Source organism: Sphingomonas sp. Leaf21 (assembly GCF_916858675.1).
GTDB lineage: Bacteria > Pseudomonadota > Alphaproteobacteria > Sphingomonadales > Sphingomonadaceae > Sphingomonas.
Genome location: NZ_CAKASM010000002.1, coordinates 149,056 through 172,053, shown reverse-complemented (window position 1 = coordinate 172,053; position 22,998 = coordinate 149,056). Strand labels below are relative to the sequence as shown.

The following is a 22,998-nucleotide window of genomic DNA, read 5'->3' as shown; positions in this document are numbered from 1 at the left end:
CGCCGATAGAGGAAGCATGAAGCGACTGATCGCCGCCTTCGCCACCACGATCCTGCTCTGGGCGCAACCCGCTGCCGCCCAGTCGATCCTGCGCGATGCGGAAACCGAATCGCTGTTCGCCGACATGTCGGCGCCGATGATCAAGGCCGCCGGACTGTCGCCGCGCGACGTGAAGGTCGTCCTGATCAACGACGATTCGATCAACGCCTTCGTGGCGGGGGGACAGATCGTCTATGTCCATTCGGGACTGATCCAGGCGGCGGACAATGTGAACGAGGTCCAGGGCGTCGTCGCGCACGAACTCGGCCATATCGCCGACGGCCATGTGATCCTGAGCGAGCAGGCGATGAAGCCCGCGATGAAGATGCAGCTCTTGTCGATGGTCCTCGGCCTGGCCGCCGTCGCGATGGGCGGCGGGGCGGCGGGCATGGGCGTCATGGCGGCGGGGCAACAGGCCGCGATGAGCCAGGTCCTCGCCTTCAGTCGCAACCAGGAATCGGCGGCGGACGCGGCGGGCGCGCGCTATCTCACCACCTCCGGCGTGACCGGCAAGGGGATGCTCAGCTTCTTCAAGAAGCTCCAGAATCAGCAATATCGCTATGGCTACGTCAATATCGATCCGTTCGCCCAGACCCACCCGCTGTCGGCGACGCGTATCCAGGCGCTGACCGCCGATCTTCAAGCCTCGCCCGCCTGGAACAAGCCGATCGATCCCAAATTGCAGGAACGCTTCCTCCGGGTGAAGGCCAAGCTGTTCGGCTATGTCTCGCCGCCCGAGACGACGCTGCAGAAATTTCCGGAGACCGATCAGTCGGTCTATGCGCATTATGCGCGCGCCTATGCCTATCACAAGGCCGCCTATCCCGACAAAGCCGATGCCGAGGCGAACGCGCTGATCGCCAAGGATCCGCATGACCCCTATTTCCAGGAGATCCAGGGGCAGATCCTGCTGGAGGCGGGCAAGCCACAGGAAGCGCTGGCCCCGCTGCGCGCCGCGACGATGGGATCGGGCCAGAACGCGCTGATCGCCACCACCTTCGGCCACGCGCTGATCGCGACCGAGGACAAGCGCAACCTGCCCGAGGCGGTGAAGGTCCTGAAGGTCGCGGTACAGCGGGACGAGGACAACCCCTTTGGCTGGGTCCAGCTCGGCACCGCCTATGAACAGATGGGCGACACGCCCCGCGCCGCACTGGCCACCGCCGAGCGGGCCGCCATGATGGGCGACGATCGCACCGCCATCCAGAGCGCGCGCTATGCGCTCGCCAATCTCACCCCCAACACGTCCGAATGGATTCGGGCGCAGGATATCGCCATGACCTCTGCCGACGCCGCCGCCAGTTCGAAGAAGAAGCGCCGCTGATGGGTGTGAAGACATTGGCCGCCGTCGCGGTCCTGGGTGGACTGGTCGGCGGCGGTGCCGCGTTGGCGCTCGCGCCGCTGGTGGCGGGGGGCGGCGCTTCGGGCGACAGCGTCCGCGCCTATCTGCTCGACCATCCCGAGGTCATCCCGGAGGCCATGCAGCGCCTGCAGGACCGCGAGCAGGGCAAGGCGGTCGCGGCGATCGGTGGCGACCTGACCAGGCCGTTCGGCAACGCCTATACCGGCAATCCGCGCGGCGATGTCACGCTGGTCGAATTCTACGACTATAACTGCGGCTATTGCCGCGCCAGCCTGCCGCTGCTCCGACAGTTGACGCAGGCCGATCCCAAACTCCGCATCGTCTATCGCGAGCTGCCGATCCTGGCACCGTCGAGCAAGGCGGCGGCGCGTGCCAGCCTGCTCGCCGCCGCCCAGGGCAAGTTCGCCGCCTTTCACGACGCGCTCTATGCCGGTGGCCCGGTCAGCGATGCGACGATCGCCGCCGCCGCCTCCAAGGCTGGTGTCGACATGGCCAGGATGGCGGCATTCCAGCCGCAGGCCGATGCCGAGATCACCCGCAATCTGGAGGCGGCCGGTCGGCTTGGGCTGACCGGCACGCCGAGCTGGATCGTCGGCAATCGCATCCTGTCGGGCGCGCTGCCGATCGAGGAATTGCAAAAGGCCATCGCCGCCGCGCGAAACGGTTGATACAGCGGCAGTCCTGTTACGGGGGACTGCCGCATGACCGACCCGATCCTGTCCGTCGAGGGCGTGACCAAGACCTATAAGAGCGGGGTCACCGCGCTCCAGCCGGTCGACCTGGCCATCCGGCGCGGGGAGATTTTCGCGCTGCTGGGGCCCAATGGTGCGGGCAAGACGACGCTCATCTCGATCGTCTGCGGCATCGTCACGCCATCGGGCGGGACGATCCGGGTCGACGGCCACGATGCCCTGCGCGACTATAAGGGCGCACGGCGGAAGATCGGGCTGGTGCCGCAGGAACTGTCGGTCGACATGTTCGAGCGGGTGATCGACACCGTGAATTTCAGCCGGGGCCTGTTCGGCCGCGCGCCCAACCCCGCCTATGTCGAACAGGTGCTCCGCGACCTGTCGCTGTGGGACAAGCGCCATGCCAAGCTGATGGAGCTGTCGGGCGGGATGAAGCGCCGGGTGCTGATCGCCAAGGCGCTGAGCCACGAACCCGACCTGCTGTTCCTCGACGAACCCACGGCGGGCGTCGATGTCGAGCTTCGCCGCGACATGTGGAAGCTGGTCCACCGGCTTCGCGAGCGCGGGGTCACCATCATCCTGACCACGCACTACATCGAAGAGGCCGAGGAGATGGCCGACCGGGTGGGGGTGATCGCCAAGGGCAAGCTGCTGCTGGTCGAGGAAAAGGCCGAGATGATGAAGAAGCTCGGCAAGCGCGAGATGGTACTGACGCTGGCCGAGCCGATGACCGAGGTCCCGGCGGCGCTGGCCGAATGGAATGTGTCGCTGGAGGACGAGGGCAAGCGGCTGCGCTACATCTTCGACGCGCGCGCCGAGCGGACCGGCATCCCCTCGCTGCTGCGTCGGCTGGGCGACATGGACATCGCGTTCGTCGATCTGGAAACCTACAAATCCTCGCTCGAGGATATCTTCGTCGATCTGGTCGAGGGAACGCGCGCATGAACCTGCATGGCATCTGGTCGATCTACCGCTTCGAAATGGCGCGCTTCCGGCGGACGGTTTGGACCAGCCTGATGGTCCCGGTCATCACCACGACGCTCTATTTCGTGGTGTTCGGCACCGCGATCGGCTCGGCGATGAACCAGGTCTCGGGCGTGCCTTACGGCGCGTTCATCGTGCCGGGGCTTATGCTGCTGTCGATATTTTCGGAAAGCATCCTGAACGCGAGCCTGGGCATCTACATGCCCAAATTCACCGGCACCATGTACGAGATATTGTCCGCGCCGCTGTCGCCGATCGAGACCGTGCTGGGCTATGTCGGCGCGGCGGCGAGCAAGTCGATGGTGATCGGCCTCGTCATCCTCGGCACCGCGCATCTGTTCGTCGACCTGACCATCCTGCATCCGGTCGCGATGCTCTTCTACCTGTTGCTGGTCGCGGTCACCTTTTCGCTGTTCGGCTTCGCGATCGGCATCTGGGCGCGCGGGTTCGAGCAGTTGCAGGTCGTGCCCCTGCTGATCGTCACCCCCCTCACCTTCCTCGGCGGCGCCTTCTACTCGGTCAAGATCCTGCCCGAGCCGTGGCGGACGGTGACGCTGTTCAACCCGGTCGTATATCTGATCAACGGGTTCCGCTGGACCTTCTTCGGCACGTCCGACGTGACGCCGGGGGTCAGCCTGGGGGTGACGGGGCTGTTCCTGCTGGTATGCCTGGCGTGGATCGGCTGGATCTTCCGCACCGGCTGGCGGCTGAAGAACTGACCATGATTCCTCCCCTCTACAGGGGAGGATCTTTGCGAAGCGCCCCGCGCATCACGGGCGCGACGACCAGCCCGTTCAGGTCCACCAGCACATGGACCAGCATCACCACCCACAGCGCGCCCGTCATCAGATAGAGCCCGGTCATCACCGCGCCCAGCGCGGTGGTCGCGGCGACGCCGACCCGCCCCTGATAGCGGTGCAGCGCCCCGAACAGCGCCAGCGCGGCGGCGAAGCCGATCCAGGCCCGGCCGGTCAGCATCGCGATCAGCAGCGGCAGATAGAGGCGGAAGAACGCCTCCTCGGTCACCCCCGCCATCACGCTGAGCGCGGCGGTGTATTTCAGCTCGCGCCGGTCACGCGGCAGCAATGCGGAGACGTCGCCGATCGGCTTGCGCCGCCGCAGCCGCGCCATGACCGCGCCCGCGATCAGCCCGCCGACCGCGCCCCCGGCCAGCATCCCCTGCATCGCCGCGCCGCCCGCGAAGACCGATGGCAGCGCCGCCGACGCCCCGGCGAATTCCTCCGGCATCCTCGTCAGGGCGTCCAGCCGCCCGATCAGCGCCAGCCCGACCAGCACCGGCGCGAGGAAGGCCAGCGCCGCGCGGACCAGCCACAGCCGGAACCGCATCCGGCGCGAATGGCTGTCGTTCAACGACTTGAACCGTCGATACTCGCCCAGATCGCCCTTCTCGAACCACCACACCCCCGCCAGCGCGGCAAGCAGGAGCAGGGTGGCGGCTACAGAGGTGGGCATGACGGCCATTCCTGCTTCACCGCCCATGCTTCTTCAACCGTCCGTTCTCGCCGGGCGATATCGTAGCGCATGTCCGACGTTCGCGTCTCGGCGATCTCGGGCAAGGCGGAACGGCGGTCCGGAAAGCGCATCACGCCCCGACGATCAAAGCCGATGCTGACCCTTCACCCAGCGTACCGTGCCCGACGAGGCGCGCATCACGACGCTCTCGGTCGTCATCACCCTGGTGCGCCGCTTGACGCCCGCCAGCAGCGAGCCGTCCGTAACCCCCGTCGCCGCGAAGATGCAATCGCCACGCGCCAGCTCTGTCAGGTCATATTGCTTGTCGAGGTCGGTCACGCCCCACTTGTGCGCACGCGACCGCTCGGCATCGTTGCGGAACAGCAGCCGCCCCTTGAACTGCCCGCCGACGCAGCGCAGCGCGGCACAGGCCAACACCCCCTCGGGTGCGCCGCCCGAGCCCATATAGACGTCGATGGTGGTTTCCGGGTCGGTGGTCGCGATCACCCCCGCCACGTCGCCGTCGCCGATCAGCACCACGCCGCAGCCCAGGCCGCGCAGCTCGGCGATCAGCGCCTCGTGCCGCGGCCGGTCGAGCACGCACACGACGATATCGCCGGGCTGAACGCCCTTGGCCTCGGCGATGGCGCGGATATTGTCGCTGGCGCTGCGGTCGAGATCGATCACCCCCGCCGGATAGCCCGGACCGACCGCGATCTTTTCCATATAGACGTCGGGCGCGTTGAGCAGCTGGCCCTTTTCCGCGATCGCCAGCACCGCCAGGCTGTTGGGCCCCGCCTTGGCGCAGATCGTCGTGCCCTCCAGCGGGTCGAGCGCGATGTCGATCTCCGGGCCGTTGCCGGTCCCGACCTTCTCGCCGATGAACAGCATCGGTGCCTCGTCGCGCTCGCCCTCGCCGATCACGACGGTGCCGTCCATGTCCAGCTCGTTGAGCGCGGCGCGCATCGCCTCGACCGCGGCGGCGTCGGCGGCCTTCTCGTCACCGCGCCCGACCAGCGTGGAGGCGGCGATCGCCGCCGCTTCGGTGACGCGCACCATTTCGAGGACGAGGACGCGGTCGAGGACATGGCTGGCAATCTGTGGATCGATCTGGCTCATAACTCTCCTGGCGCGGACGGGCCCGCGTTGAACATGTTTTACATGCCATACCCTGCCATCGGACGAAGGAATAGTCCGAAAGCTCCGGCGGTTGGGACGGAAAGGCGGATTGCCGCGTTTGACCCATTCATGTTGCATCCCCATGATCCCGGACCATGCCGAACCCGATGATCGCGCTTGACCATCTGTCCCGCCGCTATGACGCGGTCACGGCGGTCGACGATGTGTCGCTGACCATCGCGCGCGGTGCGTTCGTCGCGCTGGTCGGCGCGTCGGGATCGGGCAAGTCGACCTTGCTGCGGATGATCAACCGTCTCGAGACGCCCGATCGGGGCCATGTCCTGATCGACGGACGGGATGTCACCGAAGAACCGGCGCCCGGCCTTCGCCGACGGATCGGCTATGTCTTCCAGCAGCATGGCCTGTTCCCGCACATGACCGTCGCGTCGAACATCGCGATCGGGTTGCGGCTGGCGGGACGCGCGATCGGCGATCGGGTCGGCGTCATGCTCGATCTCGTCGAATTGCCGCGCGAGCTGGCCGATCGGATGCCCGACGAACTGTCCGGCGGGCAGCGACAGCGGGTCGCCATCGCCCGCGCGCTCGCGACCGAACCGCCGATCCTGCTGCTCGACGAGGCGCTGGGCGCGCTCGATCCGGTGACGCGCGATGCGGTGGCGGGGCGGCTGGTGGCGCTGCACGCGCGGCTCGGACTGACGACCCTGCTCGTCACGCACGACATGGCGGAGGCGCTGCTGACGGCCGACCGCGTGCTGGTGATGGAGCGGGGGCGGATCGTCGCCGATGCCACGCCGTCGCAGCTCGTCGCCGGTGGGGGCGGTGCGGCGGCACAGGCGCTGATGGCGGTTCCCCGGCATCAGGCCGAGCGGCTGGCGGCGCTCGCCCGATGAGCGCATTCCTCGACGCCCTGTCACGCGTGCCACCGCTGCTCGCCCAGCATGTGCTGGTCAGCATGGCGGCGCTGCTGCTCGGTATCGCCATCGCGGTGCCGCTGGCCTTCGCCTGCGCACGGCGGCCGGGGCTGTCGCGCGTCGCGCTGGGGTTGGCGAGCCTGGTCCAGACCATTCCGGCGCTGGCGCTGCTCGCGCTCTTCTATCCGGTGCTGCTCAGCCTGTCGGGATGGGTGGGCGGCGGCATCCCCGCACTCGGCTTCCTGCCGTCGCTCCTGGCGCTGACGCTCTATGCGCTGCTGCCGATCCTGCGCAACGGCGTCACCGGGCTGATCGGGCTCGATCCGGCGGTGTTGCAGGCCGCCGATGCGGTGGGGATGACGCGCGGGCAGAAGCTGCGGCTGGTCGAGGCGCCGCTGGTCGCGCCGGTGCTGGCGGCGGGGATTCGCACGGCGGCGGTCTGGACGATCGGCGCGGCGACGCTGTCGACCACCGTCGGGCAGCCGTCGCTGGGCGACCTGATCTTCGCGGGGCTCCAGACCCAGGCCTGGGCGCTGGTGCTGGCCGGTTGCTTCGCGGCCGCCGCGCTCGCGCTGGGTGTCGATGCGCTGATCGGGCTGATCGAGCGCGGGCTGGCGACGCGGCGCCGGTGGATGTGGATCGGCGGGCTGGTCGCGCTGGCGCTGGGGGGCGCGCTGGCGACCCGGCCGCTCTGGCCCCGCCAGGGGGAACCGCAGCGCCAGGTGGTGATCGGCGCGAAGAATTTCTCCGAACAATATATCCTCGCCAGACTGATCAGCGACCGGCTGACTCAGGCGGGCTATTCGGTCAGCTATCGCGACGGGCTTGGCTCGGCGGTGGCGTTCGAGGCGACGGCGGGGGGCCGGGTCGATGTCTATGTCGATTATGCCGGGACGCTGTGGACCACCGCGATGCACCGGCATGATTCGCCGCCGCGCGGCGCGATGCTGACCGCGCTGAAGGACTGGACGGCGACGCGCGACGTCGAGATGCTGGGGCCGCTGGGGTTCGAGAATGCCTATGCCTTCGCGATGAAGACGCCGCTCGCGGACCGGATGGGCGTTCGCTCGCTCGCCGACCTCGCACGCGTCGCACCGGGTCTGAAGCTTGGCAGCGACCTCGAATTTCTCGACCGGCCCGAATGGGCGGCGGTGCGCGATGCCTATGGTTTGCGGTTCGCGAGCATGACGCCGTACAGCCCGACCTTCATGTACCGCGCGCTGGCGAGCGGGCGGGCGGACGTGATCTCGGCCTTTTCGTCGGACGGGCGGATCGCGGCGGACCGGCTGACGGTGCTGAGCGATCCGAAGCGGGCGATTCCGGGCTATGACGCCGTGCTGCTGGTGGCGAAGGAGCGGGCGGGGGATGCCAAGTTCGTGCAGGCGCTACGGCCGATGCTGAATCGAATCCCGGTGGAGGCGATGCGGGAGGCCAATTACCGGGTCGACCGCGACGATGCGGCGAAGGAAAGTCCGGAGGCCGCGGCGCGGTGGCTGGCCAAGCGGGTGGGGTTGTAAGGGGAATCCCCCGCCACCATCGGTAAGCCCCTCCCGCAAGCGGGAGGGGTTTGGGGAGGGCATCGGGTCTCACCGAGACCATCGCCCGTGGCTTTCCCTCCCCCATCCCCCCCGCCTGCGGGAGGAGCGTGCCTGGGTCAGCCGTCTTGCGAGATCAATCGCGCAACAAATCGTTGATGCTGGTCTTCGACCGGGTCTGCGCGTCGACGCGCTTGACGATCACCGCGCAATACAGCCCCGGCTTGCCGTCGACCGACGGGGTCGAGCCCGGCACCACCACCGAGTAGGGCGGCACGGCGCCTCGGAAGACCTCGCCCGTCTCGCGATCGATGATCTTGGTCGAGGCACCCAGATAGACGCCCATCGACAGCACCGCGCCCGCGCCGACGCGGACACCCTCGGCGACTTCGGCGCGCGCGCCGATGAACGCGCCGTCCTCGATGATGACGGGATCGGCCTGGAGCGGCTCGAGCACGCCGCCGATCCCCGCACCGCCCGAGAGATGGACGTTCCGGCCGATCTGCGCGCAGCTGCCGACCGTCGCCCAGGTGTCGACCATCGTGCCCTCGCCGACATGGGCGCCGATGTTGACGAAGCTCGGCATCAGGATCGCGCCCTTCGCCACATGCGCACCGCGCCGCACGACCGAGCCCGGCACCGCGCGGAAGCCGGCGGCGCGGAAATCGGCTTCGGACCAGCCGCTGAACTTCGACGGCACCTTGTCGAACCAGTGGCCCGCCCCCGGACCATTGTCGATCAGGGCGTTGTCGTTCAGGCGGAACGACAGCAGCACCGCCTTTTTCAGCCACTGGTTGACCGTCCAGCCGCCCTGCCCGTCGGGTTCGGCGACTCGCGCCTCGCCCCGGTCGAGCAGCGCCAGCGCACGGTCGACGGCGATCCGCGCCTCACCCTGCGTCGCGAAGCCCAGCTCGGCGCGGTTTTCCCAGGCGGCGTCGATCGTGGCGGCCAAATCCTGGCTCATGGTCATTCCTCCAATATGCTGGTCAGCCACGGCGTCAGCGCGTGGACGGTATAGTCGATATGGTCGCGGGCGGCCTCCGGCCCCTGCTCGGAGCCGTTGTCGACCCACACGGTCGTCATCCCGATCGCCTTGGCGGGAATCAGGTTGCGCGCCATGTCCTCGAAGAAGATCGCGCGGGTCGGATCGATGTCGAACGCCGCGCACAGGCCCGCATAGGCGGACGGCTGCGGCTTGGGCACCAGGCCCATCGCGGTGATGTCGTGCACCGCCTCGAAGTGCCCGCCCAGCCCCAGCCGGTCGAGGACCTTGAGCGCATAGGGCTTGTCGCCGTTGGTGAAGACCAGCTTGCGCCCCGGCAGCTTCGCGATCGCGGCGGCGAGCGGCGCGTCCTGTTCCAGGACGTCCATCTCGATATCATGGACGTAGGCGAGGAAGGCGGCGGGATCGACGTCATGCTCGGCCATCAATCCGGCCAGCGTCGTGCCATGCGCGTGGAAATACGCCTTCTGCACCCGGAACGCCTCGGCGGGCTCGAGTCCGAGCAGGTCACCGACAAAGGCGGTCATCCGCCGGTCGATATGCGCGAACAGATTGGCGCTCGCCGGATAGAGCGTATTGTCCAGATCGAAGATCCACGCGTCGATATGGGCAAGGGCTGGCAGCATCGGGCAGCGTTTAGGCGCGCCGCCCCAGCCCCGCAAGCCGCGCGTCGCGCGACTGTCCATCATCATGTCACTTGCGAATCAACTTCTCCTTCGCGTCGCGCGCAACCGGCTCTATGACAAGCCGATAAGCCAGAAATGCGGGGCATATGGGGGTGACGGCGAGGATGGGGGCGATGCGCCGCACGGGGCTCGGCACGGGCACGGCCTGTACCCTGGCCGCGCTGCTGTCCGCCTGTGGCGGCGGAGGCGGTGGCGGGGTCGCGTCGATCCCCGCGCCGCCGATCGTGACCCCGACGCCCTCCCCGACGCCCTCCCCATCGCAGGGCGCGACCCCGACGCCCTCCCCGAGCCAGAATTACGACACGGCGGGCTACCGCGCGACGAAGGGCGCGGTGTCGATGAACGCGCTTGCCGCCTATCAGCGCGGCGCGACCGGGGCGGGCGTCACGATGGGGATCATCGATTCGGGGCTGGATACGCGCACCGGATTGTTCGCGGGACGGATTTCCGCCGCATCGACCGACGTCGCCGGGATGCGCGGCACCGGCGACGATGACGGGCACGGCACCGCGGTCGCCTTCACCGCGGCGGGCGGACGCAGCGGCGACCGGGCGCAGGGCGTCGCGTTCGATTCGACGCTGCTGATCCTGCGCGCCGATCAGCCGGGCAGTTGCGGTTCGAGCGGCGGCAGCGATGGCGGGCTGGGTGGCAAATGCTCCTTCTCCTCGACCTCGATCGCGCGCGGTCTGGACGCCGCGCGGCTGGCGGGAGCACGGGTGGCCAACATCTCGCTCGGCTCCAACGAAACGCCGCCCGCTGCGCTGCTCGCCGCGATCGACCGCGCCACCGCCGCCGGAATGGTGATCGTCATCGCCGCCGGGAATGACGGCGAATCCGATCCCTCGCTGCTCGCGCAGATCGCCAACAATAGCGGTGTCGCGCGCGGGCAGGTGATCGTCGCCGGGTCGGTCGGGCTGAGCGGCACCATCTCCGCCTTCAGCAACCGCGCGGGACAGTCGGCCGCGCACTATCTGACCGCCCTCGGCGAACAGGTCGAGGCCCCCGATGCCAGCGGCACGCGGATGCTCTGGTCGGGCACGTCCTTCGCCGCGCCGCAGATCACCGGCGCCGCCGCGCTGCTCGCCCAGGCCTTTCCCAACCTCACCGGCGCGCAGATCGCCGACCTGTTGCTGCGCACCGCGCGCGGTGCGGGCAGCGGTGGGGGCAGCGGCGGCACCGACAGCGTCTATGGTCGGGGCACGCTCGACCTGACCGCCGCCTTCCAACCGGTCGGCGCGATGAGCGTCGCCGGGAGCACCGCCGCGCTGTCCATGTCGATCAACGCCCGGCTCTCGCCCGCCATGGGGGATGCACGCGCACAGGGGCTGAACCTCGTCGCGCTCGACGGCTATGCGCGTGCCTATCATGTCGACCTGTCCGGCACGGTGGCGCAGGCGAGCCCCCGCGCGCTGCTCGCCCCCGCGCTGCTCGGCCGGATCGAAGGGGTGGCGGTCGGCGACGGCACGCGGTCGGTTTCGCTCACCAGCGCGATCCAGTCGCCGGGCGAGGCGCGGCTGCGCGCGGTCGTCCCCGGCGATGCGGTCGGCCCGGTCCGCCAGATCGTCGCGGGCAGCGTCACCCAGATGCTCGACCCCGATACGGCGATCGGCTTCGGCTTTGCCAGCGGCGGCGACGCGCTGGTCGCGAACTGGACGGGTCAGTCGGGCGTCCCCTTCCTGCTGACCGATCCCGGCTTCGGCATCGATCGCGCGCCGCGCGCCTCGGCGGCGGTACACCACCGGCTGGGTTCGTTGGGGATCAGCGTGATGGCCGAGAATGGCCGCTTCGCCACGCCCGCGCCGGGCATGGTCCCGCCCGGCTACGACCAGGCGAGCCTGACGCTCGACCATCCGGTCGGGCCGGTGGCGCTGTCGATCGGCATGACCCGGCTGGCGGAACGGTCGACCGTGCTGGGCGGCTGGTTCGGCGGCGCGCTGGGCCAGGCGCAAGGCACGAGCTGGTTCGCCGATACCGCCGCGCGGTGGAGCGATACGGGTGGCTGGACGATGGCGGCGCGCTGGCGGAGCGGGTGGACCCATGCGGTCGGCGGTCTGGGCGGCGGGTTGCTGACCAGCCGGTCCTGGTCGGTGGAGGCGGGCAAGATCGGGCTGTTCGGCGGCGACCGCCTCGACCTGCGCGTGTCGCAGCCCTTGCGCGTCACGGCGGGCGGGCTCGACCTGCGGCTGCCCGCTCACTGGGATTATGCGGGGGGACGGGTCGACGCCTGGACGACCGATCGCCTGTCGCTGGCCCCGACCGGGCGGGAATTGCTGGTCGAGGCGCGCCATGCCGTGCCGCTGGGCGCCGGGCAATTGTCGACGCATCTCTTCTGGCGGCGCGACCCCGGCCATATCGCCGCGCTGCCCCCCGAGCGCGGCATGGCAATCAAATATGGCTTGCGCTTCTGATACACGGTCTTGGCTGGCGGAGACGGGTCACGGTCCCCATCTCCCTATCATGACACGATATTCCCTGCTCGATCTGGTGCCCGTCATCGAGGGCGGCACCGTGGCCCAGGCACTCGCCAACGCCGCCGACCTGGCCGCCCATGCCGAGGCAAGCGGCTATCACCGCTACTGGACCGCCGAGCATCACGGCATGGCCGGGATCGCCTCCGCCGCGACGGCGGTGGTGCTGGCGCATGTCGGCGCCGCGACCAGCCGTATCCGGATCGGCGCGGGCGGCATCATGCTGCCCAACCACGCGCCGCTGACCATCGCCGAGCAGTTCGGCACGCTCGACGCGCTATTCCCCGGCCGGATCGACCTGGGGCTGGGTCGCGCGCCGGGGTCGGACCAGCGGGTCGCGCGCGCGCTTCGCCGGACGCTGGACAGCGACGCCAACGCCTTTCCGCGCGACGTGATGGAGCTGCAAAGCTATTTCGCCGATGACGGCCAGACGGGCATCGTCGCGACGCCGGGCGCGGGCGCGAAGCCGCACATGTGGATCCTGGGATCGAGCCTCTATGGCGCGCAACTCGCCGCCGCGCTCGGCCTGCCCTATGCCTTCGCCTCGCACTTCGCGCCGGACGCGCTGGACGACGCGCTGGCCATCTATCGCCGCGACTTCCGCCCTTCGGCGATGCTCGACAGGCCGCACGCGATGGCGGGCTTCAACGTGTTCGCCGCCGATACGGACGAGGAGGCGGAATTGCTGGCGAGTTCGCAGCAACAGGCCTTCGTCGCCTTGCGCACCGGTCGGCCGGGCAAGCTCCCGCCACCCCTCCCCGGCTATCGCGAAAGCCTCGGCGCGCAAGGGGCGGCGATCCTCGACCATGTCCTGTCCTGCTCGGCGATCGGCTCACCCGCCACGGTCGAGCGTCGGTTGGCGGCGTTCGTCGAGCGGACCAGGGTGGACGAGGTCATGATCGTCAGCTCGATCTTCGACCATGACGCACGCAAGCGCTCCGTCGGGATCGCGGCGCAGGCGATGCGTGGGCTGGAGGCGGTCGCGGCCTGAGGCCCCGGCCGTCGCCGGGGCGACGATGCGGGAGGATCGACGGCCTATCCCACCGCCGCCGGAAGCCTGAGCCGCACGAGCAACCCGCCCAAATCCTCGCTCTCCTCCAGCGCGACGGTGCCGCCGTAGATCTCCGCCACGTCGCGAACGATGGCGAGGCCCAGGCCCGTGCCCGGCTTGCCGGTATCGAGCCGGACCCCCCGATCGAAGATTCGCACGCGTTCGCCCTCCGGGATGCCGGTGCCGTCGTCCTCGACCAGGATCTCGACGAACCCGGCCTGCGCGCCGACCGTCACGAAGACGCTACCGCCGCCATATTTGGCCGCGTTCTCAACCAGATTGCCCAGCATCTCGTCCAGATCCTGGCGCTCGACATGGACCGCCAGGTCCTTGGGACCGTCGATGTCGATGCGGACATGACGATAGAGGCGACCCACGGCGCGCTCGACCGATTCCAGACTTGGCCAGACATCGGCGCGGCTATGCGCAGAACCGCGCCGTCCCACCGCGCGGGCGCGCGCCAAATGGTGGTCGACCTGGCGTCGCATCGTCCGCGCCTCGCGGATCACCGTCTCGGCCAGATCCTCGGACTTGGCGGTCGCGGCGTTCATGATGACGGTCAGCGGCGTCTTGAGCGCATGTGCGAGATTGCCCGCATGGCGCCGCGCCTCCTCCGCCTGTTTCTCGTTATGCTCGATCAGCGCGTTGAGTTCCTCGACCATCGGCGCGACCTCGTTGGGCATCGCGTCGGAGATGCGATTGGCCCGCCCCGCGCGCATCGCCGCGATCTCCTCGCGCACGCGACGCAAGGGGTAGAGGCCGTAAAAGGTCTGGATCGCCGCCATCAGGATCAACCCGACGCCGAGCAGCGCGAAGCTGCGCACCAGCGTCCGCCGCAGCGCGCCGACCTGGGCATCGAGCCCGGTGGTCCGCTGTGCCACCTGGAACCGCCAGCGCACGTCGGAGCCGGGAAGCTTCACATCGCGTTCGACGATGCGCAGTTTCTCGTCGGGGAATTGCGTGCTGGTATAGACGTGGATCGTATCGTCATTGTGCCGCGCGCCATAGGCGAGCCGCCGATCCCAGAGGGAGCGCGAGGGATAGGGCTCCAGCCCCGGCGCCGATACCTGCCAGTAGACGCCCGAGCCAGGCTCCAGAAAGGCCTGGTCGGCGGGTTCGCGGCTGAACCAGACCTCGCCCTGCACGATCTGCGCCGAGACGAGCAGCGACTGGAGGACATAGGCCTGGCGATCGTCGAAATTCTGGGTGACCGCCGCGACCAGTACCCGGTCGAGCGCGAAGCCCCCGCCGGTCAGCAGGACCATGATCCACCCCGCGGCGATCAGGATCATGCGGCGCGACAGCGATCCCGTCCGCCGCGTCGCGCGCGAGGTATGAGCGTCCTTCACCGGCGTTCCAGCATTCGGGCCGGCGTTCAGGCGACCGCGCCCGCCGCCGGATCGTCGAGGCTATAGCCCAGCCCGCGGATGGTGGTGATCACATCCTGGCCCAGCTTCTTGCGGATGCGCGTCACGAACACCTCGATCGTGTTCGAATCGCGGTCGAAATCCTGGTCGTAGATATGCTCGATCAGCTCGGTACGGCTGACCACCTTGCCCTTGTGGTGGAGCAGATAGCTGAGCAGCTTATATTCCTGCGCGGTCAGCTTGACCGGCTCGCCCGCGCGCGTGACCTTGCCCGAACGGGTGTCGAGGCGGACGTCGCCCGCGGTCAGTTCGGACGAGGCGTTGCCGCTGGCACGGCGGATCAGCGCGCGGAGGCGGGCGATCAGCTCCTCGGTCTGGAAGGGCTTGGCGACATAATCGTCCGCCCCCGCGTCCAGCCCCGCCACCTTGTCCGACCAGCTGTCGCGCGCGGTCAGGACGAGCACCGGGGTCACCTTCCCCTCCTTGCGCCAGCGGTCGAGCACGGTCAGCCCGTCGATCTCGGGCAAGCCCAGATCGAGGACGATCGCGTCATAGCTTTCGGTCGAGCCCAGGAAATGCCCCTCCTCGCCATCGGTGGCGAGATCGATGGCATAGCCCGCGCCCTCCAGCGTGGACTTGAGCTGCTGGCCGAGATTGGGCTCGTCCTCGACGATCAGAACGCGCATCGCAAAACTCCTATTCCCCTTCGACGAAAGCGGCGGCGATCAGCCGTCGGTCCGCCCGATGATCTTACCGGTACGACCGTCCACTTCCACCCAGATGACCGTGCCATTGCGCAGGAACTTCAGCGTGTAAATCTGCGCCCCGGCATCATAGTCGAAACCGATATATTGCGAATCGCGCATGGTGGGCACGACCCGCTGCTCGATCTCGCGCAGCGACAGATTGCCTTCCTTGCGGGCCTGGAACGCGCGCATCTGGTCGCCGCGACGCTGATCGGAGGCCATTCCCATCGGTGGCTCGATCATCGGCGGCGAACCCAGCGGTGCGGCGAGCAGAGCCAGAAGAACGGTCATCGACATGAAATTGGCATAGCGGGATACCGTTGAACAGCCTCTGAATGGATCATACAGCGGCGCGACAGCGCGTGAGCCGCTTGCCGGGTTCCCCATGGACGCCTAACTGCTGCTTCATCATGGCAGCACCCGTTCTTTCCTACGAAGACCTGGGCCTCGTACAAGGCTCGGGCTGGCTCTTCCGGCATCTCGACATCCATATCGGTCCGCGCGACCGGCTGGCGCTGATCGGGCGCAACGGTGCCGGCAAGTCGACCCTGCTCAAGCTGATCGCCGGGATCGTCGATTCCGACGAGGGACGGCGGATGATCGTGCCGGGCACGCATGTCGTCTATCTGGAGCAGGATCCCGACCTGACGGGTTGCGCCACGCTGATGGACTATGTCCTGTCGGGCGAGGGTGCGCCGGAAAGCTACGAGGCCGACGCTATCGCCGGACAGCTCGGCATCGACCTGACCCGCGACGCCTCGACCGCGAGCGGCGGCGAGAAGCGCCGCGCGGCGATCGTCCGCGCGCTGGCGATGAACCCCGACGTGCTGTTGCTCGACGAGCCGACCAACCATCTCGACCTCGCCGCGATCGAATGGCTGGAGGACTGGCTGAAGCGCTTCACCGGCGCGTTCGTCGTCATCAGCCATGACCGCACCTTCCTGACCCGCCTGACCAAGTCGACCCTGTGGCTCGATCGCGGGCAGATGCGCCGCAACGAGGTCGGCTTCGGCGGCTTCGATGCATGGACCGAGCAGGTCTATGCCGAGGAACAGCGCGCCGCCGAGAAGCTCGACGCCAAGCTCAAGATCGAAGAGCATTGGCTCCACCGCGGCGTCACCGCGCGCCGCAAGCGCAACCAGGGCCGCCTGGAAAAGCTGGTCCAGATGCGCGCCAGCCGCGCCGCGATGATCGGGCCGCAGGGCGCGGCCAAGCTCGGCATCGCGTCGGACGATGTGAAGACCAAGGAGGTCATCAAGGCCGAGCATGTCACCAAGCGCTACGGCGACCGCACGATCATCAAGGACCTGAGCCTGAAGGTCACGCGCGGCGACCGGATCGGGCTGGTCGGCGCGAACGGCGCGGGCAAGACGACGTTGCTCAAGCTGCTGACCGGTGAGATTCAGCCCGATGAAGGCACGGTCTTCCTCGCCAAGACGCTGGACGGCGTCATCATCGATCAGCAGCGCAAGCTGATGGCACCCGAAAAGCGCGTGCGCGAGGTGCTCGCGGATGGCGGCGACTGGATCGACGTGCGGGGCACGCGCAAGCATATCCACGGCTATCTGAAGGAATTCCTGTTCGATCCTTCGCTGGCCGAGGCGAAGATCGGGACGCTGTCGGGCGGCGAGCGGTCGCGGCTGTTGCTGGCGCGGGAATTCGCGCGCGAATCCAACCTGCTGGTCCTGGACGAACCGACCAACGACCTCGATCTCGAGACGCTCGACCTGTTGCAGGAGGTGATCGGCGACTATGACGGCACCGTCCTGATCGTCAGCCATGACCGCGACTTCCTCGACCGCACGGTGACGGTCACCCTGGGGCTGGACGGTTCGGGCACGGTCGATGTGGTGGCGGGCGGCTATGCCGACTGGGTCGCCAAGCGCAAGCAGCCCGCCGAGGCGCGCAAGGCCCCGGCCAAGACGACGCCGACGCCCCCCGCCCCGGTCCAGGCGCGGACCAAGCTGAGCTACAAGGATCAGCGCGACTATGAACTGCTGCCCAAGCGGATCGAGGAGCTGGAGGCCGGGATCGCGCGCGACGAGGCCAAGCTGGCCGATCCCGATCTCTATGCCAAGGATCCGGGCCAGTTCGACCGGCTGATGAAGGCGATCGAAAAGGCGCGCGACGAAAAGGACGAGGCCGAGATGCGCTGGCTGGAACTGGCCGAGCAGGTGGAGGCGCTGGCGGGCTGATCCCGCCGCGCCCACGTGCCGCCCCGTGCGTCAGTTGGTGATGCGCGCGGTCGCCACGGCGTTCTGGAACAGCGCGTCGAGCGCGGTGTAGATGTCCTGGTCGGTCGTGACCTTGGTATATAGGCCGGGCGAGGCGCAGGCCTGTAGCGCGGGTTCGACCTTGTAGAGCACGGGCTTCACATTGGTTTGCGACCAGGAATCCCCGTCCATCGATTCGGGCAGATATTCGGTATAGAGCACCGCGATACGCACGCCGCGATTCTTGATCATGTCGCATTTGGTGGTGTCGAAGGCGACCTCAGGTCGCCCGCCTGGACGATATTCGTCGCGCATCCCGTCGGTGATGATGAACAACACCGCTTGCGGCGTGGCATTGTTGATCCCCGTGCCCGGCGTATTGATGGTGGCGTTCATATTGTCCATCGCATCGCTGCTGCCGGTATCCTGGTCGTTATAGCCGACCTCGGTCGGCTGGCAGGCCTTTGTCGGACAGCCATTGCTATAGTATAGCGACGGCGTGAGGTTGGCGGTCTGTTGCGCTGCCAGTGCCATGTTGGCAGTCTTGGGCTGAAGAACGGAATAGCCCCCCCGCCCCCGGAACGACGCGATCGTGATGCGATAGTCGGCGCCGTTCTTGCTCGACGTATTGGTCGCGTTGGCCGTCAGCTTCGATACCGCCGTCCCTTCGTCGTCGATACGCAGGGTCAGACCATAGGATTTGGCGACGCCGTAGAGGTCGGTCATCTTGCCATTGGCATCCCTGCCGTTCAGGTCGTTCGTCGAATGACAGGCGAATTTGCAGCTCTTGCTATTGCTAGCCGCGACCTTGGCCAGCCCGGCGCTGGTGGTCGGTAACGCCATCGACCCGGACACGTCGAGCAGCATGTAGAAGTCGATATCGGGCGCGATCGCGTTGGTCGTCGCCGACCTGCCCGATATGGTCAGGGTGTTCATGCCCAGGATGCGCGCGAAGGCGTTGTTCGACTTGGCGACATAGCTCACCGTCGCGGTCCGGCGGCCATTGGCGTCGGTCGGGGACTGGATCGACAGGCCGGTCAGCGTGACGTCGCCGGACCCGGTCAGCCCCGCCGATTGCAGCATGAAGAATTGCTGCGCATAGACGGTGGCCAGCGCATCGGGGGCCTGCATCGCCATCTTGCTGACCGCCGCGAGCGCCGCCGCGTCCGCGACCGCATTGAGCTTGGTCTGCGCCTTCATCGCGCGGGCATAGTCGACGCCCATGCCGATCGCGAAGGTCAGCACCGGCAGCGCGAGCGCGAACATCATCATGACGTTGCCGCGACGCTGACGCAGCAGCGACAGGATCGCGCGAAGCGGATGGCGCGTCATCACAGGCAGTCCGAGCAGTCGATCTGATCGCTGTTGCGCGGAATCATATAGATCGAGTCCTTCAGCATCAGGGGACCGATCGCGCCGAAGGCGCTCGGCGGGGTGTAGGCGTAGGTGACTTCGGCGAGCAGGAAATAGGTGCCGTTGATCCGCATCGCAGCGGGAAGCGTGACGACGCTGCCGCGCTTGTTCGCCGCGGTGTTGAGCCCTCGGCTCCACATCACGGTGCTGACATTGTTCATCGTGCCGACCTCGGTCACGCGCACCGTCGCATTGCTCGCGGCATAGGGGAGCAGCACCTGGGTCGCGACCTGGAGATTGTCGTCGACCTCGCTCGCCGAGATCTTGCCGGTCGTATTCTGCGCGATCAGGTCGCCCGCCGCACGCGCCGCGATCGTCACCTTGCGGTTGCAGGCGATGCCGTCCTGAAGCTGCACGCCGCCGAGATAGAGGACGAGCATCACCGGCAGGAGCAGCGCGAATTCGACCATCGCGACGCCGCGCGTGTCGCGCCAGACCATGCCGGGAGGCCAAGGACGGCGGATCACGAAAAGGCCTCCGACTTGGACACCGACGTCGCCATCAGCACCGTCTGCCCGGTCCCGCGCGCGGTGAGGTCGGCGTTGGGCGCGACCTGCATCGGCCACAGATAGATGAAGCGGATCATCACCATCGATCCTTGCGAGCCGAGATCATAGGAAAAGCTGTTGGTCGGCTTTCCGCTGGCATCGAAGGTCAGCGCCATGGCATTGCCGCCCAGCCCCGATCCGGTCGTCGCGCTCTTCACGTCGACGTACAGGCGCGAGCAGGCCATGAAGCTGGGCAGCGCGGCGCATGCCTGCTGACGAAAGCGTTCGGCGAGCTGCGCCTTGGTCATGCCGGTCCCGCCGCCCTGGATATCGCTGGCCTGTGCCTGTCCCGTGATGACGCTGCGCGCCGCGATCTCGACCGCACTTTCCAGCGATTCCTGCGCGAGAAAGGCCAGGCTGGCCTGAAGGATGGCGAGCAGCAGCGCGACGAACGGCGTGGCGACCAGCGCGAACTCGACGACCGTCGCACCCCGCCGATCGGAGAGAATGGGACGGCGCGGGCCGGTCCGTCGGCGGGGAAAGGGCATGAACAACATGGCTGGGCGAGTCTCTTTCCCGCCCATAATGGTCAGTATGCGTTAAACTTCGGCAAACGCGGTTGAGAAAAGCAAAGGTTTTAACCGAGGCCGCCGAGCCTCAGGCGGTTCGCAGGGCACGCCCGTAAAGCGCCAGCGTCCAGCTCATCGCCTGGAGGAACAGCGCCGGATCATAGCGTGGCCCCTCGTCGCGCAGGAACGCGTGCTGCCCGGCGACTTCATGCCATTCATAGGATGCGCCGACCTTTTCGAGCCGGGCACGGATCGCCTCCCGCCCGGCAAAGGGCACGTGCGGATCCTGCCGCCCCCAGACGAACATCGTCTCGGCCTTCAACTCGTCCATGCGTGCCAGGCTGTCGTCGCTCCGCCCCTCGCCCAGCGTACCCGAATGGATATCGGTGGCGTAGAAACAGGCCGCCGCCGAAACGCGCGGGTCGAGCGCGGCGCGATAGGCGAGATGCCCGCCCAGACAGACGCCGAACGTCCCCAGCCGTCCGTTGCACGCCGGATGCGCCGCGAGCGCCGTCAGCCCCGCCGCCGCGTCGGCATCATAGGCCGCGACGGGCTTGGTGAATTTCAGGTCGTTGCCCCGGTCGGTCCCCGGCTTGTCATAGGCGAGCACCGTGCCCGCCGGTTCATATTCGTGATAGACCTCGGGCACCGCCACGACATAGCCCTGCCCCGCGAGCATCGCCGCCAGCCGCCGGATCGGGGCCGTCACCTGATAGATTTCGGAAAACAGCATGATACCCGGAAAGCGTCCCTCGATCGCGGGGCGGAACAGGTGCATCCGCATCGTGCCGCTGCCGGGCACCTCGACATCCTGGAACTCGTCGCTGCGTATGATCATGGCGCGCCTTCCTGTGCTGAGCGCCGTCCTTCGCATTGCGGCGGGGCGGGGGCAATCGGCTGGGGTGGGGTTGTCGACGCGGGGGGCGGCGTTATCCTGCCGCCATGGAATGGACGACGCGACGACTGGCGCTGCTCGGCGCGGTGTGGGCGGCCGGACTGCTCGCCTCGGGACGGTATCCGTTCGACCGGGCGACCTGGTGGATGGAGGTCGCACCGGTCCTGATCGTGATGCCGCTGCTCTGGGGCCTGCGAAGACGCTTTCCGCTGACCGGCCTGGCGCTGATGCTGGTCGGGATCCACGGGCTGATCCTGATGCTCGGCGGCGCCTACAGCTATGCGCGCGTGCCCGCCGGGCATTGGGTGCAGGACTGGCTTCACCTGGCGCGCAACCCCTATGACCGGCTGGGGCATTTCGCGCAGGGCTTCGTACCCGCCATCGTCTTTCGCGAAGCGCTGATCCGGTGCGGCGGACTGGCGCGCGGCCGCCTGCTGACCATGCTCGTCATCGCCTGCTGCCTGGCGGTCAGTGCCGCCTACGAGCTGATCGAGTTCGGCGCGGCGATGGCATTGGGCCAGGGCGCGGACGAGTTTCTCGGCACGCAGGGCGATCCCTGGGATACGCAGTGGGACATGTTGATGTGCCTGGTCGGCGCGGCAACCTCGCTCCTGACGCTGTCACGCTTGCATGACCGACAGATCGCGCGGCTGGGCAAGCAAACCGGGTCGTCATGAATTCGGCCGCTATCGCAAGGCTATGGTGCCCGGCGACCGCCGCCGATAGGCTGCCCGGATGAATCGCAACCTCACCGAAGACCGCCCCACCTTCGTCACCCATCTCGAATGCTCGCTGACCGGCGAGCGGTACGAGGCGGACCGGCTCCACGGCCTGTCGCGGGCGGGCCGCCCGCTGCTGGTGCGCTACGATCTCGAGGCACTTGGCAAGGCGGTGTCGCGTGAGACGATCGCGGGGCGTGAAACCGATCTGTGGCGCTGGCGCGAGCTTCTGCCCGTTCGGCATACGGACAGCATCGTCTCGCTGGGGGAGATCGAGACGCCGTTGATCCCCATTCCCCGTTCGGGCGGCGGGTCGGTGCTGGTCAAGGACGAGGGGCGGCTGCCCACCGGATCGTTCAAGGCGCGCGGGCTGGTCATGGCGGTGGCGATGGCGCGCGAGCTGGGCGTCACCCGAATCGCCATGCCGACCAACGGCAATGCGGGCGCCGCGCTGGCCGCCTATGCCGCGCGGTGCGGGATCGAGACGGTTATCCTCTGCCCCGAGGAAACGCCGGAAGTGAATGTCCGCGAGATCGCCGCGCAGGGCGCGCGCGTCTGGCGAGTCAACGGCCAGATCGACGAGTGCGGCGCGATCGTCGGGCGGGGTGCGGCGGAGGGACGCTGGTTCGACTTCTCGACGTTGAAGGAACCCTACCGGATCGAGGGCAAGAAGACGATGGGGCTGGAACTGGCCGCGCAGCTCGGCTGGGAACTGCCCGATGCGATCTTCTACCCGACCGGCGGCGGCACCGGCCTGATCGGCATGTGGAAGGCGTTCGACGAGATGGAGCGGCTGGGCTGGATCGGGTCGAAGCGCCCGCGCATGTATGCGGTGCAGGCGAGCGGCTGCGCCCCCATCGTCCGCGCCTATGAGGCGGGCGAGGAGCATGCCGAGCGCTGGGAGGATGCCGCCACCGTGGCGGCGGGCATCCGCGTGCCAAAGGCGGTCGGCGACTTCCTGATCCTGCGTGCGGTGCGCGAATCGGGCGGCGCGGCGCTGGCGGTGGGCGACCCCGCGATCCTGAGGGCGGTCGAGGATTGCGCGAAGCGGGACGGACTGTTGCTGTGTCCCGAGGGCGGCGCGACGCTGGCGGCCTATAACCAGGCGGTTCGCGACAATCTGGTCGATGAGGACGAGCGCGTGGTGCTGTTCAACTGCGCCACCGGGTTGAAGTATCCGATGCCCGAGGCGGGGCAGTGGCTGGACAAGGACGGGGCGATCGACCTGGCGGCGCTGTAAACCCAC

22 protein-coding genes are annotated in these 22,998 nt (G+C 68.1%); 11 read left to right on the top strand and 11 right to left on the bottom strand.

Going from position 1 to position 22,998, the window contains the following annotated elements; translation table 11 throughout:
• Positions 1 to 16 precede the first annotated feature (16 nt).
• The 4 genes from LRP66_RS03375 to LRP66_RS03360 are packed head-to-tail and all read left to right on the top strand — an operon-like array spanning position 17 to position 3,794.
• Positions 17 to 1,363: a M48 family metalloprotease gene (locus LRP66_RS03375; protein ID WP_230481093.1), complete on the top strand. Its 1,347-nt coding sequence runs from the start codon at positions 17 to 19 to the stop codon at positions 1,361 to 1,363.
• The gene (locus LRP66_RS03370; RefSeq protein ID WP_230481092.1) at positions 1,363 to 2,070 is read left to right on the top strand and encodes a DsbA family protein; all 708 of its coding nucleotides are present in this window, start codon (positions 1,363 to 1,365) and stop codon (positions 2,068 to 2,070) included. The genes LRP66_RS03375 and LRP66_RS03370 overlap by 1 nt, the downstream gene beginning before the upstream one ends.
• 33 nt (positions 2,071 to 2,103) lie before the next feature.
• Positions 2,104 to 3,036, top strand: coding sequence for an ABC transporter ATP-binding protein (locus LRP66_RS03365; RefSeq protein ID WP_230481091.1), 933 nt, complete (start codon positions 2,104 to 2,106; stop codon positions 3,034 to 3,036).
• Positions 3,033 to 3,794, top strand: coding sequence for an ABC transporter permease (locus LRP66_RS03360; RefSeq protein WP_230481090.1), 762 nt, complete (start codon positions 3,033 to 3,035; stop codon positions 3,792 to 3,794). Before LRP66_RS03365 ends, LRP66_RS03360 begins: the two co-directional genes overlap by 4 nt.
• A gap of 16 nt (positions 3,795 to 3,810) precedes the next feature.
• On the opposite strand, the gene LRP66_RS03355 is transcribed toward LRP66_RS03360, so the two are convergent.
• Together LRP66_RS03355 and glpX are read right to left on the bottom strand one after the other, a co-directional pair.
• A complete protein-coding gene (locus LRP66_RS03355) occupies positions 3,811 to 4,548 on the bottom strand; it encodes a CPBP family intramembrane glutamic endopeptidase (protein WP_230481089.1) in 738 nt (245 codons plus the stop codon).
• Between the two features lie 144 nt (positions 4,549 to 4,692).
• Positions 4,693 to 5,667, bottom strand: a complete 975-nt coding sequence (gene glpX, locus LRP66_RS03350) for a class II fructose-bisphosphatase (protein WP_230481088.1) — start codon at positions 5,665 to 5,667, stop codon at positions 4,693 to 4,695.
• A gap of 155 nt (positions 5,668 to 5,822) precedes the next feature.
• Here glpX and LRP66_RS03345 point away from each other — a divergent pair, with 155 nt between their 5' ends.
• The gene (locus tag LRP66_RS03345) at positions 5,823 to 6,578 is read left to right on the top strand and encodes an ATP-binding cassette domain-containing protein (RefSeq protein ID WP_230481087.1); all 756 of its coding nucleotides are present in this window, start codon (positions 5,823 to 5,825) and stop codon (positions 6,576 to 6,578) included.
• The gene (locus LRP66_RS03340) at positions 6,575 to 8,116 is read left to right on the top strand and encodes a glycine betaine ABC transporter substrate-binding protein (protein WP_230481086.1); all 1,542 of its coding nucleotides are present in this window, start codon (positions 6,575 to 6,577) and stop codon (positions 8,114 to 8,116) included. Before LRP66_RS03345 ends, LRP66_RS03340 begins: the two co-directional genes overlap by 4 nt.
• A gap of 154 nt (positions 8,117 to 8,270) precedes the next feature.
• Here the strand turns inward: LRP66_RS03340 and dapD are convergent, their stop codons facing one another.
• The gene (gene dapD, locus LRP66_RS03335; RefSeq protein ID WP_230481085.1) at positions 8,271 to 9,098 is read right to left on the bottom strand and encodes a 2,3,4,5-tetrahydropyridine-2,6-dicarboxylate N-succinyltransferase; all 828 of its coding nucleotides are present in this window, start codon (positions 9,096 to 9,098) and stop codon (positions 8,271 to 8,273) included.
• Positions 9,099 to 9,100: 2 nt separating this feature from the next.
• On the bottom strand, positions 9,101 to 9,763 hold the full coding sequence (locus LRP66_RS03330; protein ID WP_230481198.1) for a pyrimidine 5'-nucleotidase: 663 nt from the start codon (positions 9,761 to 9,763) through the stop codon (positions 9,101 to 9,103).
• Positions 9,764 to 9,936: 173 nt separating this feature from the next.
• Between LRP66_RS03330 and LRP66_RS03325 the strand changes: the two genes are divergently transcribed.
• Together LRP66_RS03325 and LRP66_RS03320 are read left to right on the top strand one after the other, a co-directional pair.
• Positions 9,937 to 12,231 (top strand): S8 family peptidase, encoded by a 2,295-nt coding sequence (locus LRP66_RS03325; RefSeq protein ID WP_230481084.1) that lies wholly within the window; start codon positions 9,937 to 9,939, stop codon positions 12,229 to 12,231.
• A gap of 49 nt (positions 12,232 to 12,280) precedes the next feature.
• Positions 12,281 to 13,282 (top strand): LLM class flavin-dependent oxidoreductase, encoded by a 1,002-nt coding sequence (locus LRP66_RS03320; protein WP_230481083.1) that lies wholly within the window; start codon positions 12,281 to 12,283, stop codon positions 13,280 to 13,282.
• A gap of 44 nt (positions 13,283 to 13,326) precedes the next feature.
• On the opposite strand, the gene LRP66_RS03315 is transcribed toward LRP66_RS03320, so the two are convergent.
• The 3 genes from LRP66_RS03315 to LRP66_RS03305 all read right to left on the bottom strand — a co-directional run bounded on the left by LRP66_RS03315 (position 13,327) and on the right by LRP66_RS03305 (position 15,752).
• On the bottom strand, positions 13,327 to 14,634 hold the full coding sequence (locus LRP66_RS03315; protein WP_230481197.1) for a sensor histidine kinase: 1,308 nt from the start codon (positions 14,632 to 14,634) through the stop codon (positions 13,327 to 13,329).
• A gap of 83 nt (positions 14,635 to 14,717) precedes the next feature.
• On the bottom strand, positions 14,718 to 15,395 hold the full coding sequence (locus LRP66_RS03310) for a response regulator transcription factor (protein ID WP_230481082.1): 678 nt from the start codon (positions 15,393 to 15,395) through the stop codon (positions 14,718 to 14,720).
• A 39-nt stretch (positions 15,396 to 15,434) separates the two neighbouring features.
• Entirely contained in the window at positions 15,435 to 15,752 is a 318-nt protein-coding gene (locus LRP66_RS03305) for a hypothetical protein (RefSeq protein ID WP_230481081.1), read from the bottom strand.
• A gap of 113 nt (positions 15,753 to 15,865) precedes the next feature.
• Between LRP66_RS03305 and LRP66_RS03300 the strand changes: the two genes are divergently transcribed.
• Positions 15,866 to 17,650, top strand: coding sequence for an ABC-F family ATP-binding cassette domain-containing protein (locus tag LRP66_RS03300; RefSeq protein ID WP_230481080.1), 1,785 nt, complete (start codon positions 15,866 to 15,868; stop codon positions 17,648 to 17,650).
• Between the two features lie 30 nt (positions 17,651 to 17,680).
• Here the strand turns inward: LRP66_RS03300 and LRP66_RS03295 are convergent, their stop codons facing one another.
• From LRP66_RS03295 to LRP66_RS03280, 4 genes are all read right to left on the bottom strand, one after another.
• A complete protein-coding gene (locus tag LRP66_RS03295) occupies positions 17,681 to 19,000 on the bottom strand; it encodes a pilus assembly protein TadG-related protein (RefSeq protein WP_230481079.1) in 1,320 nt (439 codons plus the stop codon).
• Positions 19,000 to 19,548, bottom strand: a complete 549-nt coding sequence (locus LRP66_RS03290) for a TadE/TadG family type IV pilus assembly protein (protein WP_230481078.1) — start codon at positions 19,546 to 19,548, stop codon at positions 19,000 to 19,002. Before LRP66_RS03290 ends, LRP66_RS03295 begins: the two co-directional genes overlap by 1 nt.
• Positions 19,545 to 20,126 (bottom strand): TadE/TadG family type IV pilus assembly protein, encoded by a 582-nt coding sequence (locus tag LRP66_RS03285; RefSeq protein WP_230481077.1) that lies wholly within the window; start codon positions 20,124 to 20,126, stop codon positions 19,545 to 19,547. The genes LRP66_RS03290 and LRP66_RS03285 overlap by 4 nt, the downstream gene beginning before the upstream one ends.
• A gap of 100 nt (positions 20,127 to 20,226) precedes the next feature.
• Positions 20,227 to 20,976: a dienelactone hydrolase family protein gene (locus tag LRP66_RS03280; RefSeq protein ID WP_230481076.1), complete on the bottom strand. Its 750-nt coding sequence runs from the start codon at positions 20,974 to 20,976 to the stop codon at positions 20,227 to 20,229.
• A gap of 104 nt (positions 20,977 to 21,080) precedes the next feature.
• On the opposite strand from LRP66_RS03280, the gene LRP66_RS03275 reads away from it, so the two are divergent.
• Positions 21,081 to 21,710 carry a DUF2238 domain-containing protein gene (locus tag LRP66_RS03275; protein WP_230481075.1) on the top strand — a complete coding sequence of 210 codons (630 nt, stop codon included), beginning with the start codon at positions 21,081 to 21,083 and terminating at the stop codon, positions 21,708 to 21,710.
• Positions 21,711 to 21,768: 58 nt separating this feature from the next.
• The gene (locus LRP66_RS03270; protein WP_230481074.1) at positions 21,769 to 22,992 is read left to right on the top strand and encodes a threonine synthase; all 1,224 of its coding nucleotides are present in this window, start codon (positions 21,769 to 21,771) and stop codon (positions 22,990 to 22,992) included.
• Positions 22,993 to 22,998 lie beyond the last annotated feature (6 nt).